The sequence below is a fragment of the Cohnella terricola genome (genome assembly GCF_007786475.1).
GTDB lineage: Bacteria > Bacillota > Bacilli > Paenibacillales > Paenibacillaceae > Cohnella > Cohnella terricola.
This window is the reverse complement of the sequence record NZ_VNJJ01000006.1, coordinates 220,640-238,805: the sequence shown is the minus strand read 5'-3', so window position 1 is coordinate 238,805 and position 18,166 is coordinate 220,640. Positions and strand designations below refer to the sequence as shown.

The 18,166-nt window shown below is 46.1% G+C and carries 13 protein-coding genes and 1 pseudogene; 10 read left to right on the top strand and 4 right to left on the bottom strand.

What is annotated here, in order from left to right; genetic code table 11:
• Nucleotides 1-721 precede the first annotated feature (721 nt).
• Nucleotides 722-5,803 (bottom strand): glycosyl hydrolase family 18 protein, encoded by a 5,082-nt coding sequence (locus tag FPZ45_RS25740; protein ID WP_246120437.1) that lies wholly within the window; start codon nt 5,801-5,803, stop codon nt 722-724.
• A 633-nt stretch (nt 5,804-6,436) separates the two neighbouring features.
• Here FPZ45_RS25740 and FPZ45_RS13020 point away from each other — a divergent pair.
• Both FPZ45_RS13020 and FPZ45_RS13015 read left to right on the top strand, forming a co-directional pair.
• Nucleotides 6,437-6,916: a DinB family protein gene (locus FPZ45_RS13020; RefSeq protein ID WP_144702217.1), complete on the top strand. Its 480-nt coding sequence runs from the start codon at nt 6,437-6,439 to the stop codon at nt 6,914-6,916.
• A gap of 528 nt (nt 6,917-7,444) precedes the next feature.
• Nucleotides 7,445-7,867, top strand: coding sequence for a DoxX family protein (locus tag FPZ45_RS13015; RefSeq protein WP_144702214.1), 423 nt, complete (start codon nt 7,445-7,447; stop codon nt 7,865-7,867).
• A 61-nt stretch (nt 7,868-7,928) separates the two neighbouring features.
• Here the strand turns inward: FPZ45_RS13015 and FPZ45_RS25735 are convergent.
• Both FPZ45_RS25735 and FPZ45_RS25730 read right to left on the bottom strand, forming a co-directional pair.
• A pseudogene (locus FPZ45_RS25735) lies at nt 7,929-8,222 on the bottom strand (DUF4062 domain-containing protein); the annotation flags it as partial.
• A 15-nt stretch (nt 8,223-8,237) separates the two neighbouring features.
• A complete protein-coding gene (locus tag FPZ45_RS25730; protein WP_246120436.1) occupies nt 8,238-8,732 on the bottom strand; it encodes a GyrI-like domain-containing protein in 495 nt (164 codons plus the stop codon).
• Between the two features lie 300 nt (nt 8,733-9,032).
• Here FPZ45_RS25730 and FPZ45_RS13005 point away from each other — a divergent pair, with 300 nt between their 5' ends.
• From FPZ45_RS13005 to FPZ45_RS12970, 8 genes are all read left to right on the top strand, one after another.
• The gene (locus tag FPZ45_RS13005) at nt 9,033-9,485 is read left to right on the top strand and encodes a DUF2269 family protein (protein WP_144702211.1); all 453 of its coding nucleotides are present in this window, start codon (nt 9,033-9,035) and stop codon (nt 9,483-9,485) included.
• A gap of 12 nt (nt 9,486-9,497) precedes the next feature.
• Nucleotides 9,498-10,781, top strand: a complete 1,284-nt coding sequence (locus FPZ45_RS13000) for a plastocyanin/azurin family copper-binding protein (protein ID WP_144702208.1) — start codon at nt 9,498-9,500, stop codon at nt 10,779-10,781.
• A 151-nt stretch (nt 10,782-10,932) separates the two neighbouring features.
• A complete protein-coding gene (locus tag FPZ45_RS12995) occupies nt 10,933-12,630 on the top strand; it encodes a multicopper oxidase domain-containing protein (RefSeq protein WP_222430774.1) in 1,698 nt (565 codons plus the stop codon).
• A gap of 97 nt (nt 12,631-12,727) precedes the next feature.
• Nucleotides 12,728-13,828 (top strand): copper amine oxidase N-terminal domain-containing protein, encoded by a 1,101-nt coding sequence (locus FPZ45_RS12990; RefSeq protein WP_144702202.1) that lies wholly within the window; start codon nt 12,728-12,730, stop codon nt 13,826-13,828.
• 221 nt (nt 13,829-14,049) lie between these two features.
• The gene (locus FPZ45_RS12985; protein ID WP_144702199.1) at nt 14,050-14,607 is read left to right on the top strand and encodes an RNA polymerase sigma factor; all 558 of its coding nucleotides are present in this window, start codon (nt 14,050-14,052) and stop codon (nt 14,605-14,607) included.
• Nucleotides 14,604-15,560: a hypothetical protein gene (locus FPZ45_RS12980; protein ID WP_144702196.1), complete on the top strand. Its 957-nt coding sequence runs from the start codon at nt 14,604-14,606 to the stop codon at nt 15,558-15,560. Before FPZ45_RS12985 ends, FPZ45_RS12980 begins: the two co-directional genes overlap by 4 nt.
• A 194-nt stretch (nt 15,561-15,754) precedes the next feature.
• Nucleotides 15,755-16,021 carry a hypothetical protein gene (locus FPZ45_RS12975; RefSeq protein WP_144702193.1) on the top strand — a complete coding sequence of 89 codons (267 nt, stop codon included), beginning with the start codon at nt 15,755-15,757 and terminating at the stop codon, nt 16,019-16,021.
• A 166-nt stretch (nt 16,022-16,187) separates the two neighbouring features.
• Entirely contained in the window at nt 16,188-16,868 is a 681-nt protein-coding gene (locus FPZ45_RS12970) for a DUF5680 domain-containing protein (protein WP_144702190.1), read from the top strand.
• Nucleotides 16,869-16,947: 79 nt separating this feature from the next.
• On the opposite strand, the gene FPZ45_RS12965 is transcribed toward FPZ45_RS12970, so the two are convergent.
• Nucleotides 16,948-18,144 (bottom strand): MFS transporter, encoded by a 1,197-nt coding sequence (locus tag FPZ45_RS12965; protein ID WP_144702187.1) that lies wholly within the window; start codon nt 18,142-18,144, stop codon nt 16,948-16,950.
• Nucleotides 18,145-18,166 lie beyond the last annotated feature (22 nt).

The window sequence follows — 18,166 nt, the reverse complement described above, 5'->3', positions numbered from 1 at the left end:
CTTAAGGGAGTCTGCTACTTCCACCTGCTCCAATGCAAGATTTCCATCTGCGGCATGGGCAGTCGGTACTGTGGGGGACAAACCTAATGTAGGAATAATAATAGCCAAACTAAGGAACGCACTCCATAGTATTTTTCTGATAGACCTGGGGATATGATTACCAAAAATATTCATCCAAACTCTCCTTTATGATATAAAATCAAAGAGATTCCTCGGGGGAATTACCCTTTGAGCGCCCGAATTCTATCGTGGTAAACATAGATAGAATAAGAGCTACAAGCAATAAGACGAGATCATACATCATTTCTGAATGGATAGTCCGCGGTGTAACGTTACATCAAATACCTCTCCTCATTTGATTTACTGAATATCTGCTGTAAACTAAATGCTAGCCCTCTCTCACCTCCTTTAAGAAATTCGACTAACCAAGCAGAAAGACCAAAAAGATTGGTTATTCGACAAAAAATTCGAAACTTGGTGACACTTTCCATTGTAGAAGTGAAAAAATGAACTAAATAGGGATAATTATTAACAATAAGGGATAAATTCCTATCATATAAAATATGATGCTGTCGAAAGAACGCGAATCCCCATAGCAAAAATTGGAGAAAAATGTAATCGAAATCTATCAGGAACAATTACATAAAATGCCCCTTCCAAAACTGGTCATCCAGTTCGGAAGGGGCATTGCTTCATTTATTTCAGAAGTAGCTATGAGGTTTTACCATGTTCTTAGTCTGATGCTGAAGGCTTCCGAAGTTCCCCCGACCGCGTCTCGATTGGCAACAAGAACACCGTCGTTATCCATATCCACAGTCACGTATTTATTGTTGGCTAACGCGAGGAGTGCTACATTGCCATCCGCCAGCGTTACTCTTCTGAATTTCTCCCATTGTTGGATGACGGTGCTTCTGGCAATCAACTTGGCCCCTTCATTGAGATCCGCAGCTACGTACATGTTGTTGCTCTTGGATCTCAGCGAGATGGTGCCGTCGCTATTATTGATGATTTCGAACAACTCCCAGTCTTCAGGTGCATCGCGATTAGCTATCAGTGGAGAAGTTCCGCTATCATCAGCGCTAACGATTTTTTGATTGGCTTGGGCTACCAAATAAGATCTTGCACCTGATGGCGGTGGAGTGGTGGCCGAGGTGTATTTTTTCACCAGGTTTTGGAACGTTGTATTCGCTCTGAAGTTCTCAGTGTTAAACTTGCTCCATTTGGAGGCAATCGTGTCTGCACTGTCGTTGTAGATGTTAGGAACCGGGTTCGTATTATTATTGTAGTAGCCCCAGTTGCCATAGTTGGCGGTGACCTTGTAGGTCCAGTTGGTCCATGAAATGTTGGAAGCATTCATTTCGCTTAAGAACTTTTCCCACAGGTCATTGAAATCAAAGAGACAGAACTCTCCAACAAAGATTGGCACATTCCAATCTCTCTGATGGTTGCGCATGCCTTGAAGCGCTCCGTTGATCAGATTATTTTGTGCGGCCCAACTGGAAGACTCATTGCCTTGCATCGCATAATAGTGCATTTCATATACGACATTGGTCCAGCCATATTGAGAAGGAGAGTTGAGTTGATTCCAATCCCAGGCTGCTTCCATATAAATGGTGTGGTCAGGATCGATCGCCCGAATGGCCTTGTATAATCTGTCGTAAAATTGATTCAATTGCTGCTTACCTACACGGTCAGGCTCGTTCAGTAGATCATAACCCGCGATGGCCGGATTGCCTTTGTAATGGGCGGCAATTCCTTCCCATAATCGAACGGTACGATCTTGATAGGTTGTGTTTTTCCATAGCTGTGGATCGGAGTTGACCTCGCCGGAGTTGTCGAAGGTATTTTGCGCTCCAAATGTTCCGTGAAGGTCCAGGAGGGTGTAAATACCTCGGTCAGCAGCTTCTTTGACCAACCAATCCAGCTTGTTCCAAGCGTCCGGGCGCCAGTTCCCTTGCTTATCCATCAGCTCTAGATACAAAATAGGGACACGGATTACATTCATCCCCATATCTTTGATGCGATCGAGATCTTTTGTGGTGAGCCAGGCATTCTGATATGTCTGGATCAGTTCCTCTGCCTTGGCAGCGCCAAAGCGATTAGTGAGCGTCTCGCGCAAGGTCCACTCATCCTTGACGCCCAGCGGAGACATCCAGCCTTCCTGCAGCATCCAGCCACCCAAGTTGGTGCCGCGCAAGTTAACCACGCTGCCTGTGCCGGAATTGTTTCTAATTACCGTGCCGTTGGTCTTAAGAAAATCGCTGGCTTTCATCCCGTTGGTCGCTGCCGCGCTTGTCGACACAGTCAGCGGTGCGCTCGCTGGCGATACTCCGCCGGCAGTATTTTTTGCGATAACCGTAAATACATATTGCGTACTAGGGTTCAGTCCGCTAATGGTTGCGGAGGTACCTGTGACGCTCTGTACCCTCCCGCCATAGTTGACATCATAGCCGGATACACCAACAGTATCCGTTGAGGCTGTCCAAGCCAGTGTAATACTGTTAGAGGAAATAGCCGTTGCACGAACATTGCTTGGAGTGCTAGGCACTGCCGCGCTTGTCGATACAGTCAGCGGTGCGCTCGCCGGCGATACTCTACCGGCAGCATTTTTTGCGGTAACCGTAAATACATATTGCGTACTAGGGTTCAGTCCGCTAATGGTTGCGGAGGTACCTGTGACGCTCTGTACCTTCCCTTCATAGTTGACATCATAGCCTGATACACCAACAGTATCCGTTGAGGCTGTCCAAGCCAGTGTAATACTATTAGAGGAAACAGCCGTTGCACGAACATTGCTTGGAGTGCTAGGGGTGCTTACAACTGGTCCCGTAGGGGCCGTGGTGTATTTTTTCACCAGGTTTTGGAGCGTTGTATTCGCTCTGAAGTTCTCAGTGTTAAATTTGCTCCATTTGGAGGCAATCGTGTCTGCACTGTCGTTGTAGATGTTAGGAACTGGGTTCGTATTATTGTTGAAATAGGCCCAGTTGCCATAGTTGGCGGTAACCTTGTAGGTCCAGTTGGTCCATGAAATGTTGGAAGTATTCATTTCGTCCATGAACTTTTCCCACAGGTCATTGAAATCAAATAGACAGAACCCTCCAACAAAGATTGGCACATCCCAATCCCTCTGATGATCGCGCATGCCTTGAAGCGCCCCATTGATCAGATTATTTTGCGCAGTCCGACTAGTAGACTCGTTGCCTTGCGCCGCATAATAGTGCATTTCATATACGACATTGGTCCAGCCATATTGAGAAGGAGAGTTGAGTTGATTCCAATCCCAGGCTGCTTCCATATAAATGGTGTGATCAGGATCGATCGCCCGGATGGCCGTGTATAATCTATCGTAAAATTGATTCAATTGCTGCTTGCCTACACGGTCAGGATCGTTCAGCAGATCATAACCCGCGATGGCCGGATTGCCTTTGTAATGGGCGGCAATTCCTTCCCATAATCGAACGGTACGATCTTGATAGGTTGTGTTTTTCCATAGCTGCGGATCGGAGTTGACCTCACCGGAGTTGTCGGCGGTATTTTGCGCTCCAAACGTTCCGTGAAGGTCAAGGAGGGTGTAAATACCTCGGTCAGCAGCTTCTTTGACCAACCAGTCCAGCTTGTTCCAAGCGTCCGGGCGCCATTCTCCGTACTTATCCATCAGCTCTAGATACAAAATAGGGACACGGATTACATTCATCCCCATATCCTTGATGCGATCGAGATCTTTGGTGGTGATCCAGGCATTCTGATACGTCTGGATCAGTTCCTCTGCCTTGGCAGCGCCAAAGCGATTAGTGAGCGTCTCGCGCAAAGTCCACTCATCCCTGACGCCTAGCGGAGACATCCAGTTTTCCTGCAGCATCCAGCCACCCAAGTTGGTGCCGCGCAACGTAACCACGCTGCCTGTACCGGAATTGTTTCTAATTACCGTGCCGTTGGTCTTAAGAAAATCGCTGGCTTTCATCCCGTTGGTCGCTGCCGCGCTTGTCGATACAGTCAGCGGCGCGCTCGCTGGCGATACCCTGCCGGCAGTATTTTTTGCGATAACCGTAAATACATATTGCGTACTTGGGTTCAGTCCGCTAATGGTTGCGGAGGTACCTGTGACGCTCTGTACCTTCCCGCCATAGTTGATATCATAGCCGGATACACCAACAGTATCCGTTGAGGCTGTCCAAGCCAGAGTAATACTGTTAGAGGAAACAGCCGTTGCACGAACATTACTTGGAGTGCTAGGAGTTGTCACTGCCGCGCTTGTCGATACAGTCAGCGGTGCGCTCGCCGGCGATACTCTACCGGCAGTATTTTTTGCGATAACCGTAAATACATATTGCGTATTAGGGTTCAGTCCGCTAATGGTTGCGGAGGTACCTGTGACGCTCTGTACCTTCCCTTCATAGTTGACATCATAGCCGGATACACCAACGGTATCCGTTGAGGCTGTCCAAGCCAGTGTAATACTGTTAGAGGAAACAGCCGTTGCACGAACATTGCTAGGAGTGCTAGGAGTGCCTATAACTGGTCCTGTACCGCCGCCATTCATTTCGCTATAAATGGCCCCGAGCAGTTCACCGGTGCGGTCGTTGCTGTATTCCCAGAACATGATGCCGCCTAGCTCGTTATTTTTTACATATTGTGTTTTGAGCTTTAAGGATTGCGGATCATCATACGAAATATAAGTGCTTCCATTGAACAAATAAGGCGCTTGGGCTATGTTATCCCAGTAACGGGTATAACCGTTTCTGTTCAAGTATTGATTGGCAATCGTCGTGTAATCAACCTCGATGCCTCCGCCGGATACAGGCTGATTAAGACCATTGTTGTTGTTCGCTACACCGGTCCAGCCGCGTCCGTAGAAGGCACCGCCCACAACGAGCTTACTTGCCGGAACACCATTGTTTTTGAATAATCGGACGGCGGCATCTACACTGTTGTCCCGGCTGTACAGATTGGTGTGATGCCCGGTCGAGCGATCCCAACCTCCATGGAAATCATAGGTCATCAGATTGATCCAGTCGAGGAGCGGAGCGACTTTATTGATTTCAATGCCATTGAGGTAGCCGTTGCTGGCTCCTGCGGCAATCGTCACTAAATAGCTTTTTCCATCGATAGCTCCCTGAGCATTTAGCTTCTCGCGCAATTTGGCGATCATCAATGTGAAATTCTGCTTGTCCTCGGGTCTAGCTTTAATGCCGGCGGAGCTACTCGTCGGGTATTCCCAGTCGAGATCCACGCCATCCAGCTTATGGGTGGTAATAAGGCTCACGACACTGTCTGCGAATACTGTTCTTGCGGAATCAGTCAGAGCAGCGTCGGAGAAGCCGTCAGCTCCCCAACCACCAATGGATAGAAGCACTTTAAGGGAAGGATTTTTCGACTTTAAATCAGTCAATGTTCGGAGGTTGTTACCGTCCTGAGCGCTCAGGGTAGCTTTGCCTCCTCTAATGAGGGAGAAGGCATAGTTGATATGAGTCAATTGCTCGGGCTTGACGCTGTTGGCGTTCCAGGTTACCCAGCTTGCCATATAGGCAATAATTTTGTTTCCGGTAGCTGTTACTGCCAGAGGGCTGATCATGAGCGAGAGATCGTCGGCTTCGTTGCCCGTCACATTGAGTGGTGCAAATGCTTCCGACTCAAGGGAGTCTGCTACTTCCACCTGCTCCAATGCAAGATTTCCATCTGCGGCATGGGCAGTCGGTACTGTGGGGGACAAACCTAATGTAGGAATAATAATAGCCAAACTAAGGAACGCACTCCATAGTATTTTTCTGATAGACCTGGGGATATGATTACCAAAAATATTCATCCAAACTCTCCTTTATGATATAAAATCAAAGAGATTCCTCGGGGGAATTACCCTTTGAGCGCCCGAATTCTATCGTGGTAAACATAGATAGAATAAGAGCTACAAGCAATAAGACGAGATCATACATCATTTCCGAATAGATCGTCCGCATTGTACCATTACATCGCACACCTCCTCATTCGCTTTACTGAATCTCTAAACTAAATGCGATCTCTCCCCACCTCCTTTAAGAAGTTCAATTAACCGAGTAGAAAGACCTAAGTAATTCGACAAAAAATTTGAATTTTGGTTATTACTTTCCATTGTAGAGGGGGAAAAAAGAACTAAATAGGGATAATTTTTATCAATGAGGGATAAATTCCTATCATAAAAATACGCCGTTGTCGAAAGAACGCGAATCCCCGTAGCATAAATTGGGGAAAAATGTCACTGAAATCTATCAGGAACAATTAGAAGATTCGAATATTTATTTCCCCGGCAACAAGACTAGCATGCCGTCGTTTAATTGAACGTTTTGGTCCGGACGAGTTTTCAGTATGAAGATATGGGTTGATTGCAAAAGCCGGCTGTTAAAGTGACGATCGGCTCATTCGATGGCAATTTATAGATACGTTGATTACAGGAGGCTCCGATATGTTGAAACTATTTGAGTATAACTGGCAAGTTCGCAAAGAATGGTTTGACTGGTGCAGGACGGTTAGCGAGGAAGAGTTAATGAAAAGACGTATCGGAGGTATCGGGTACATCCTCCCCACGCTATATCACATTGTGGCAACTGAGTATGGTTGGATATGCGGCGGAATTCAAAATAAAGCGATTGAAATCCCTCCATTCGCGGAAGTGGCCAGCTTGCAGCAAATACAAGACTTTTCTGCCCGTTGCCACGTGGAGCTCGCTCCGTTTGTTTATAACTGGAATGACAGTCTGGAAGATCGCATTATGATTGATATCACGGATGAAGGGGAACGGGAAGCCCATAAATACGGCGAAGTGATGCGGCATGTGATCGCCCACGAAATCCATCACATCGGTCAATTGTCTATATGGTCAAGAGAAATCGGTAAGGAGCCGGTTACTGCAAACTTGATTGGTAGACGGTTATTTGATATTTAGCATTGCACAAAATGCGACATCGAATGCTTTCGCATTACAACATATGAGGGATACGAATCGCTGGACGTGAAGGTCTGTCCAAAAGGATTTCCTGGCATTGTATATCAGAATGCTGTCGATGGATCGTCTGCTATCGATAGCATTTCGGTTCGCAATGCCCGGATTTCAGGTATCCCTTCATTCTTTCTGCATGGATAAGGTTCCGAACCAAGTATCATGCATTTTAAGAACAAACCGCCGCCAAGCTTCCATCCCAAGATTCCGTCTCCGGCACAACCGTAGGCGGAATTTCCTCTTTCCTATACACGCCTTCATCCCTTCGTTTTTCTTACAGTCCCTGTTGGACATGATCTGAATCCTTCCCAATTCCGCCGACGGCGCGAACTGCCTTCTGTTAGAGTTTGAAAATGTTGTTGACGCGACACCAAAAGGTGTCCTATAATAAAACCGACACCAAAAGGTGTCCTATTATGAGATTATTGTTAGGAAGATTTAGAACGTCAATATGAAACCAATGGAGGAAACAAAATGAGCGCAATCCGTACGGAAACAACCGCGAAAATAGTAGCCTGGCCCCGGGGAAAAATGATTGCTTATTGGACATTCACAATACTGCTCGTAATATCCATTACGATGAGCGGTATTGGGCAACTCATGAGATACGGGGGGAATGTAGACTTAGTAACCCATATTGGGTTCCCATTATACGTCACGAACATTCTCGGGAGTTGGAAATTGCTTGGAGTCATTGCGATCATCGTGCCGGGTTTTCCTCGGCTTAAAGAATGGGCCTACGCGGGCATCTTCTTCTTAATGACGGGCGCGGCTTTATCTCATGCATTTGCTAACGATTACGGTGATTATGGTTTTAATTTTATCCTCCCGCTTTTCTATGCTGCACTGAATATCGCCTCGTGGGCGCTACGTCCGAAGAGTCGTAAACTATCGTGAAAAGAGTATAAGCCTCTGTTCCGGTTGGGCGGAATAGAGGCTTATATTTTTGACCGCAAGATGGCTTTTGTCTTAATGCTTCATCCGTTAAAACAAGAGCGAATCTTGGTTTGCCTACTTCTCCAGCATGATCTTATTCCCAATGAGTAAAACTTTTTGAGTCATCAGGAAGCATTGATCCATAGAATCCACCGAGAATGAGGATATATACATCAGACTCATCGATCCATTTCTTAATCGTCTTTTAACTATCCTTGAAGAATTGCTCTATTCCAGCAGGGATGTGACCTGCTTTAAGTACAGTTTCTACAGCGGTGTGTCTTTCCTCGATTAAATTGTCAAAAGAAGACGATATGAAGTCTTGTTTTTCTCATAGGCCACCCACCAATGAATCAGCCCCGTCCTTGGGGATATAGATATTAATCTTGCTCTCTGCCCGATCAAGATTGCTTACGTTCACCCAATGCTCGACATCCATAGCCCGAGTGCTGCCGATACCCTGCTCGCGAATGAAATCATAGGTCGCTCCAATTTCGGATTCGGGTCCTCGATGCGTAATCAGGAAATAGCAGCCAGACGGAATCGTGTAGCGAATGAAGTCTTCGGGAATATCGGCATGATCGCTTACCTCTATCGCAACGATACTTTCGAATGGAACGTCGCGCGTCCATTCTTCATCCGTATACACTTGAACCAGGAACATCTCTTCGGAATCCAGTTGATTCGCAATTTTGTGACGCTTCTCCAGAAGCGATTGGCGTAATTGTAGGACGAGCCCCTCTTCCAGATCCCGATTTAACGAAGCCGTAACCGTATAGCCTACTAGCTTTTTTTCATTAAGCTCAATTTTTTGTACAACATGCATTGTCATTTCAACTCCGTAATATGCCCGATCCCGAGCACAATAGTAGATATGATCAGCCAGATCACCTTCCATTAGATTTCTCTATTACTCTACTACAATCCCATATATAGGTTAACTAATTTGAGAATTTAAGTTTTTATAAAGGAATTCGCATGACTCAAGTTACAGATTTATTAGCGGGGAGATGGTATACCCGATTTCGACTATTTTGCTACGTTCGGGTAATAGTATGGGCGAAAGCAGGATATATACTTTAGAGGTGACCCAATCAAAGTATTCTAGAATAGAGGAAACTGTGTAATGAAGTGGTTAGTGTTGATCCATGTTTTATCGGCGCTTATCGGAATTGGTCCCACGTTTTTCGGACACGTGCTGCTTAGAAACAACCAAACGTTGGAACAATTGAGGCACTCCATGAAGTTGGCGGGGAGGTTAGATTTTTTTCCGAAAATCGGGGGTACTATTGCGGTAATATCAGGTATTTTACTCATCTCGTTGAACGACTACGGTCCTATTACGCAGCTATGGTTGGTGGGATCGCTTGTGCTCTACGTCCTGATCCAAGTCGTCGTTATCGGCTTTATGGCACCGGCTCAAAAACGTCTCGCGCAATGGGTGTACGACGCCGCGAACTTGAACAAAGTCGAACTTCCGCAGGAGCAGAGGGCTATCCTCTCAAGAGCGAATTCGATGTATTATGTTGCGTCGGGAATGGGCTTGGTATTATTCGTGTTTATGATTATTAAACCTTAAAGGAGATTCGAAATGAAGAAAACGGCTAAAACAGCTTTCGCATTGGTTCTTACTTTTGCCGCTGCTTTGATGTTGATGAGCTCCGTATTTGGCGCCGATGCAGCGACACCGGAAACTTGGCAAGTATCCGTCGGTAAAGAAACCGCGGCTACGTCTCTAGATTCCATGTTCCCGAAAGTCGTTTATGTTCATGAAGGAGACAAGGTCGTTTTCACGAACGGCGCTATCGGAACCCCGCATACCGTAACTTTCCTGGCCGGCCAATCGCCTCTTACCCCTCAAGATCCAACTCATGCGATTCCCAGCGCACCAAGTGGCGGAAGCTGGGATGGCAAGGCGCTATTGAATTCAGGCATTTTGGGTCCCAAGCAATCCTATGAAGTCACCTTTACCGCTAGCGGGGCTTATTCCTATTATTGCGTACTCCATCCGATGATGACCGGTACGGTAGTCGTGTTGCCGCAGGGCCAGCCGATCCCCTCGAAAGTAGAGCAAGCCGCAGCCGCAAAGGCACAGGAAAATGATCTGCTGGTCCAAGAGAGCATGCTGCAAGGTCCTCGTGAAGCCCAATATGCGATCAATAAGGATGGCTCTTTGACCTATAAAGTGGATCTTGGCTCGCAGAACTCCACGTTCTCGCATAACCGCATGAGTCCTGAGACGGTTATCGTAAGCGAAGGAGATTCGGTTTCCTGGACCAATCTCAGCCCTTATGAACCCCACTGGGTTACCTTTAACAAACCCGCCGACCTGAACATGTTAACGGAAAAAGGCGAGTTCAACCCTAAGTTAATGCCTCCGTCCGGCGGCAAAGAGTTTAACGGCACCGGCTTTACGAATTCGGGTATACTCCTGAACGCGCAATCGTATAATCTGAAGTTTACGAAGGCGGGAACCTATACTTACGAATGTTATCTGCATTCCGGTTCCTTGATGAAGGCTACCGTAATCGTTGTTCCGAAGGGAGCAATCAAGCTAGTCGTAAACGGCAAAGCAGTTGCCAATTCCGCAGGCGCGCAATGGAATAATGAAGACCTAAATGTCGAAGTGGGGTCCTTCACCAAATCTCTGGGCGGAAAGTTCGCATTCGACAAAAAAACCAATAAGTATACCATCACTGTAAACGGAAAATCGGCTATAACGACCGGGTATACACTAAAAGGCACAGTGTATGTTTCTGCAGAAAAGATCGTACGCGGCCTAGGCGGAACTTATACTTGGAATGGAGCAACCCAGTCCTTAACGGTTACGGTCGGTGCACAAACCGCTGCCGCTTCTTCTAGTCACACGCATTAAAGCTTGCTGCTTATCAATTTCATATGACTATGGAAAGGGAGTCTAACAGCTCCCTTTCTATTCATTTTTACCCTTCGAGAGGAAGAATACGATGATTAACAATACTTTTTTACAGCGTGGAATTAAAAAGCTTTTACTGGCGGCATGCGCCATGACGATTATTTTGGCTATTCCCTTGTCCTCCGCAGCAGCCGAGCCCACAACGATAAAGAAATTTCAGCTCTATGCGACCGATGGCTATATGACGCTGCCCGATGGTGTCCAATTATATATTTGGGGATACAGCTTAACCAATGAGCCTGGGAGCGCAACCTTTCCCGCCCCTGCGCTGGAAGTGAACGAAGGGGATCAGGTGGAGATTATCCTTACGAACATCGGTCCCAAGAAATCGGGAATTAAACGGCTTGCCCATACGATTCATTTTCACGGATTGGATACCGACCAACAGAACGACGGAGTCCCGCACACTTCACCGGCCATTCAAGTCGGGGGTAGCTTCAAATACCAGTTTAAGGCTAAGCATGCGGGCACTTTTTTCTATCATTGCCATGTAGATACGATTGAACATTTGCAAATGGGGATGTATGGAGCTTTCATTGTGAAAGCCAAAAACGGCATCAATCAAGCTTGGACGGGCGGTCCGTCCTTTGATAAAGACTATGTGTTCCTGTTAAACGAAATCGATCCGGTATGGCACCAAGCGGTGGAGGAAGGGAAACCGTACGACAGAACGAACTTCCACCCTAAATACTGGACGATCAACGGCAAAGCTTATCCGGATTCAGAAAAGGACCCCACGAGTTATATTGATGGAGAAGTCGGAGAGACCGTCCTCATTCGGTTGATCAATTCGGGGTACGAGCCGCATAGCTTTCATATGCATGGCTATCACTTCCAGATCATTGCTTCTGATGGCAGGCCGCTGCCCGAGCCAGTGACGAAAGATACCGTGTTGATCGGTCCTGGCGAGAGGTATGACCTTCTCGTTACCTTCGATCAATCGGGGATGTTCCCCTTCCACAGCCATAATATCGTGGACAATACGAATAACGGCGCTTATCCTGGTGGCTTACACACGATGATTGATGTCAAGGAAAATACACCTGATTCTTCGCCCATGCTGATGACCATTCGTTTGAAAGAGGGGCGTAATGCGGTCATGGTGAACGGCGAGTCCATGCGGCTTCCGAATTCACCGGTCGTGTTGAATGGAACAACCTATATCCCCGCTCGGTTCATCGGGGAGATGTTAGGTGCAGAGGTGAAATGGCTTCCAAAGGAGAAGTCGATTATCTATACAACGGATAAAACCACGATTCAGTTATGGCTGAACAGCAGCCAGTCTAAAGTAAACGGCCGGCTTGTTTCCCTATTTGCTCCTCCCAAGGAGATCAAAGGAACAACAATGGTGCCTCTACGTTTTATAGCCGACCAATTAGGAGCAAAGCTCAGTAAGGATAGCAAGACGGGAGAGATTATCTTTACGGGGGCGATGAGTGTAGCGTCAGCGCCGTCGCACCAATCCCATACCGATGGAACCTCTAGTGGTGAGGCCAATGGGAATGGCGGCACAGGCAGTATGGATCAGCCAACGAGTACCGATCCGTTGACCGTCATTATCACCACTTCTTTCATGCCTGCGAAGCTGACGATCAAGAAGGGGCAAACTGTCAAATGGGTGAACAAAGATACGCAAATCCATACGGTATATGACCTTCAGGACAAATTCAATAGTCCGAACATCCTTCCTAATGCCGAATTTTCTTATACCTTTGCGGAGACGGGAACTTACACGTACTATTGCTCCACCCATCCGAGCATGGTGGGAGAAGTCATAGTGACCGACTAGTAAACCTTGCCACAAGTAGCGGTACTGCAACAAAATAGAATGTCCTTCCGTTAATAGTGTTGTCTTTCTAATATGCATCTCAGAAAGGAAGTTCATCATGAGTAAAATGTCAAAAGCAATGATGTTCGCATCTATCGCACTAGTATCATCGGCGTTGGCAATTCCCGCAGGAACAATTCAGGCTAAAGGCGAGCCTTCTGTTACATTTCAGCTTGGTAAAAAAACGGTCACCGACGATAAGGGGACTCATCAACTTAAACACGCTCCTTACCTATCGAACGGAAATTCGATGGTTCCGATTCGATCGTTAGCTGAAGGTTTGAAAGTACCGATTACCTGGGATCAAAAGACAGCTAAAGTCACTCTTTCTACTGGCAAAACCGCCTTTTCGGTCAAGTTGAATGACGATCGGTTGTGGAAAGAGGACGGCTCCTATATCAGAATGCCGGCTCGGGTCGTATCGCTGGATGGAAATGCATTTGTACCCGTGCGCGCCATTTCCGATGCCTTGCACAGCAACATCGTATGGCAACCGGCATTAGGTAAAATCATTGTTTCCAAATCGGAAGCCGCACCGATTTTGAAAATCAAGTCCTCCTTTGACGAGGGGACTGATAATTGGATTGGCGAATTTGCGGACCTGCCTTCAGAGGGTGACAATACGATTTACGAGCTTGAACATAAGAGAGAGCTTCTTCCTCTTCCCGGAAATACTAAAAACTATGGCTACAAGCTCAAAGGAATGAACCGAAGCGATGATTTATTTATGTTCATGTACAAAAAAATATCAGGGCTTCAGCCCAATGCGACCTATAACGTCAGCATGCTGTTCGATCTATATACGAACGAAGCTGGAGGGAGCTTCGGCGTAGGGGGATCAGGATCGGAGTCTGTCTTCGTAAAGGCAGGGGTAGTCAATATTGAGCCTAAGCCGATTATCGTTAAAGATTACTATAGAATGAGCATCGATGCGGGAAATCAGAGCGAGGGCGGAAAACAGATGCAGGTGATCGGTAACATCTCCAAGCCGGACTCAGATAAAGAAGGGTATCAACGTAAGCCGTTCAAATATGATACTAAGGTAACAACCAATGAGAACGGTGAAGCCTACCTCGTAATCGGTACGGATTCTGGATACGAAGGATTGACCACATTGTACTATGACAATATACAGGCTGACTTTAGCTTGGCACGGTAACATGTTAAAGAGGAAGATGGCACCCCATGTGGGTGCCATTTTTGTTTATTACACTTGAAATACCTTACAAACGGCAAATAGCAACAATTACAGTTAAAGCGAAGAAGACAATGTTCACGCCGATTTCTGCTTATTAAAAAATTCATAGAACAAGCGCAACCAATTGTAAGAACTTCCTACTATATAGATAAGAGTAAAGATTTGCAGAAGGAGAATGCCGGATGGAAGACCAAGGAATAGTCCGCCTGTATTTACAGCGTTCGCAGCAAGCCCTTTTAGAGACTAAGAATAAATATGGGGCATACTGCAAAGCAATCGCAAGAAATATTCTCTCCAATCATTCGGATGTTGAAGAGTGCGAGAACGATACCTACTTAGCCGCATGGAACGCAATACCGCCTAATATGCCTAGGAAGTTCTCTGTATTTCTAGGGAGGATCACGCGTAATATTGCGCTTGATAAACATGGTTATAATACTGCGAAAAAACGTAATTACGAGTTCGAAGTCATTCTAACCGAATTAGAAGGATGTTTAGCTTCCCCGGAGACTGTAGAAACAGAGTATGAAGCAGGCGAGATCGCAAACTTAATAAATCAATTTTTATATGCAATAGATGAGCAAGCAAGAAATTTATTTATTAGGAGGTACTGGTATTCGGATTCAATAGAACATCTTTCTAAGAGGTTTAATATCAGTGGCAGCAAAGTGAAGTCCATATTGTTCCGTACAAGAAATAAACTTAGAGTTCATCTAGACAAAGAGGGGGTTAACCAATGAAAAGAGAAGAGTTGTATAGGGAGATTGGATTAATCGATGAGAATTTAATTGATGCGGCCGGGCTGAGTGGAGTAGAGGCAAAGAAAAAAAGCATTTCTAAAAAGTGGATTGTTCTGGTTGCGTGTCTTATCCTTTATAGTTCGACCTCTACGGTTCTATTTGCAACAGAATATTATAAAAATCAAAATACAGAGCCATACATACGTTATTTAACGGCTGATGACATGGAACTGCAACCAGCTGCTCAATATGATGCGGAAAAATTCCTGCAAGCGTTAAAAAGCGACAATAATGAACATGTATATACTGCTATCAATAGGTTGGTAGAATGCTTTAATGATCAGACGCTGAGAGAAAAAGCACTAAATGCACTTCAGCCATTTTTGGAAAATGACAATCGTAAAATCGCCGATGCGGCCGCTTTCGCGATAGATATTCTGTCAGAAAGTTATCAGAGCCCTTATATTGTTAAGTTAGCAGACGGAAGTATAATATTTACGCTGTTTCACAACTATTCGGACTATGGAAGTCAAAATGTCCTTTGGAGGATAAAAGAGAATGTGCTTGAGCAATATTCCAGTTTTTCCGCACCATCTATGTATATTACGAAAATCATTCCTTCACCCAATCAGAAGTTAGTTGCCATAGTAACATCCTCTAATAAAAGCGAGTTCGTTCAAATTATTAATGCCGAAGAGGGAATGGTAAGTCCGGAGCTAGTTGAATCGGCAAGAGTCAAATATGGCGCCCAGCAAGGATTAAATACATGGATTCGCACAGATCATGAAAATTATAGCTATGCAAATAATATCGTGTGGATTGACAATGATACTTTAGAGTTTGAGGGTTCCCTTGCATACGAGAATACTTCGATTATTAAAGATGTCACTGTAGCGTATCGGTTTGACAAGAACGTCATGGAAGTAAAAGAATTTGAAAAACCTAAGGAGTAGATCGTTCAGGAATAGCGAGAACATGCGGCATCCCGTCTCTTTAAGAGATGGGATTTTTTACTGTCGGAAACCTGCATTCCTTTACGAGTCTCGGTTCGTCTAGAGCCGAGATGAGGTTATTTTCTAAAAAAACTCGCTCCAAATGAAAAATAATCGAGCGTCCGGTTGTATTGAAAGTGAAAGGAGGTGCTGAGGTGTACAATTCATTTGAGCACAATGACGGCGTCATCTCCGAAGTAAGTGCAGACGGCAAGAGCTTTAAGGTGGGCGACCTGTGGGTCACGGTGACGCCGGAGACGAAGATGGGCATCGACGGCCCGACGGCCGCCGCACCCTCGGAGGAGCAGCTGCAGAAGGAGTTTAAGGTCGGCAACATCGTATCCGGCTTCACGACCGATGACGTCAGCTCGGGCAAGGTCAACGCGACGAACATTTACAATAACATGGCTCCTCAACAATAAGCTACGAATCGATAGAGGAAACGCGAGAGCCGCGGACGGCAGCGTTTGCTGAATACATTTTCCGCACAAAATCCTTAAAATGCAACCATCAGATGGCATCTTGTTATCTTTGGTTGGTAGAAAACAAAATGTGCTTGGTTTATCCTGATTTCAAGGGGTGAAGGAAATGAAATTTCAGGATAAGCTACAGCAGCTGCGCAAACAAAAATTGATGTCTCAGGAAAAACTGGCGGATCTAATCGGCATATCGAGACAAGCTGTTGCCAAATGGGAGCTTGGACACTCGTATCCGGATATGCTGAACCTTATCGCGATTAGTGATCTATTTCGGGTGAGCATCGATCATTTGGTTAAGGATAATGAAGATAATTCCTGCATATTTAAACAGATCATGGATGAGATTCAGGTAGATGAGACTGCTATTGATTTTTTATGCAGGGCAAAAAAAGCCACTTATGCAGGCAATAGTAGCGAATCGGAATCCTCTAGACCCAAATCTCATGACTTGATTTATACGGAAGGCCCTTTGGCATATATAGACACGTATTTAGGCAGTGAAAAATTCGCCGGCGAGGAAGCGTTATGGTTGGAGGATACCCCATTCTGGTCGATGAATTATGTGGGGCGCATTGTCTCTGAGGGATTCGATGGGGATTTTCTCAAGGATGCCTTATCCTTGGTTCCCAAAGAGTATCCTTATCGTGGTCCTCTCTATTATCGCAATGGCGATTATTCGTACCACTGCATGATCCAGGGGAAATTCGAATGGTTTAATGGGTACGAAGAAATTTTCTATGGGGAACGTAAAGTATACGAGTGTATGTTTCACGGCGGAAGTATCATTTAATGGGCGGAATCGCTTCTTCGCAACTAGACCACCGGATTCGGTGGTCTTTGTGCAACATAATAAGATAGAACAGACTGAATCAATCTGGCAAAGCATGCGGAACGTCTTCTTTTCTTGTCTCTTGCCTGATCCGTGAGAACAACAATAAAGCGGCTCCGACTGCAATTGCCACGCTGACCGTCCCGAACCACGGAAGCGAGGACAAGGATACCCGGTCTACGGCAAGACCGCCGATTCCTGCTCCTGCCGCCATTGCTAATTGCATCGTGGATTGGTTGAGACTGAGCATGATTCCCGAATAGTTTGGCTCAATTCGAATCAAATTATATTGCTGAGTAGGGCCGGTCGACCATGCTGCGAATGACCATAATACAAGGACGATAACGAGTACCCAAGTGCCTGTTAGAGCAACGACCGCGGATAATGACAACAAAGCCGCGATGTGCAGGAGCATGCCTCCGGTCAACGTGAAGGAAACTCCCCATTTATCCGTACTGTAGCCGCCGAATCTGGAGCCGATCAAGCTGGCCACGCCGAACGCCAACAAGACTCCGCTAAGCAATTTTTCATTTAAGCCCGCAACCTGGAGAAGATAAGGAGAAATATAGGTGTAAGCAATAGAGTAACCGCCGAGCCAAAAGAAAGTGATCGAGAGCCCAAGGGCCACCTTCCTGCTTTTGAGAAAAGCAAGCTGCTTGAGTAACGGCACGGGAGCGTCCCCTTGTACCCGCGGAATCGTTCTATAGAGAATAAATATAGCCAGAAGCCCCATGACGGCAATGAAACCGAACACCGATTTCCAGCCATACGCCGCAGCGATCATGCGCCCAAGAGGAACCCCAATAATTAATGATGCAGTAAAGCCCATCACTACGGTTGCAATCGAGCTGGCTTGCTTGCCTTCGGGCGCGATTTTCGCTGCGATATTCAGTGCGGTTACCACAACCATTCCTGCGCCAAGAGCCATCAGTACGCGCGCAATCAAAAATGGTCCGAAGCCCGGCAGAGCAAAAGACAGCACATTGGCAACCACGAAAATTCCCAACGCGCCAACAAGCAGTTTTTGCCTCTCAATTGTTGCCGTCAAAGCCATCAATACGGGGGTGCAAAAGGCATATATCAAGGAATAAATGGTCACAAACTGTCCAGCCATTGTAATAGAAATCCCTAGCGTATCCGAAATCTTATCTAAAATGCCCGAAATGACGTACTGGGATGTCCCGACCAAAAAACTGACAATGGCCAATAAATAAACCTTCCATGTGCTTGTCTTCAATTTCACCACTCCTAGTGCAATT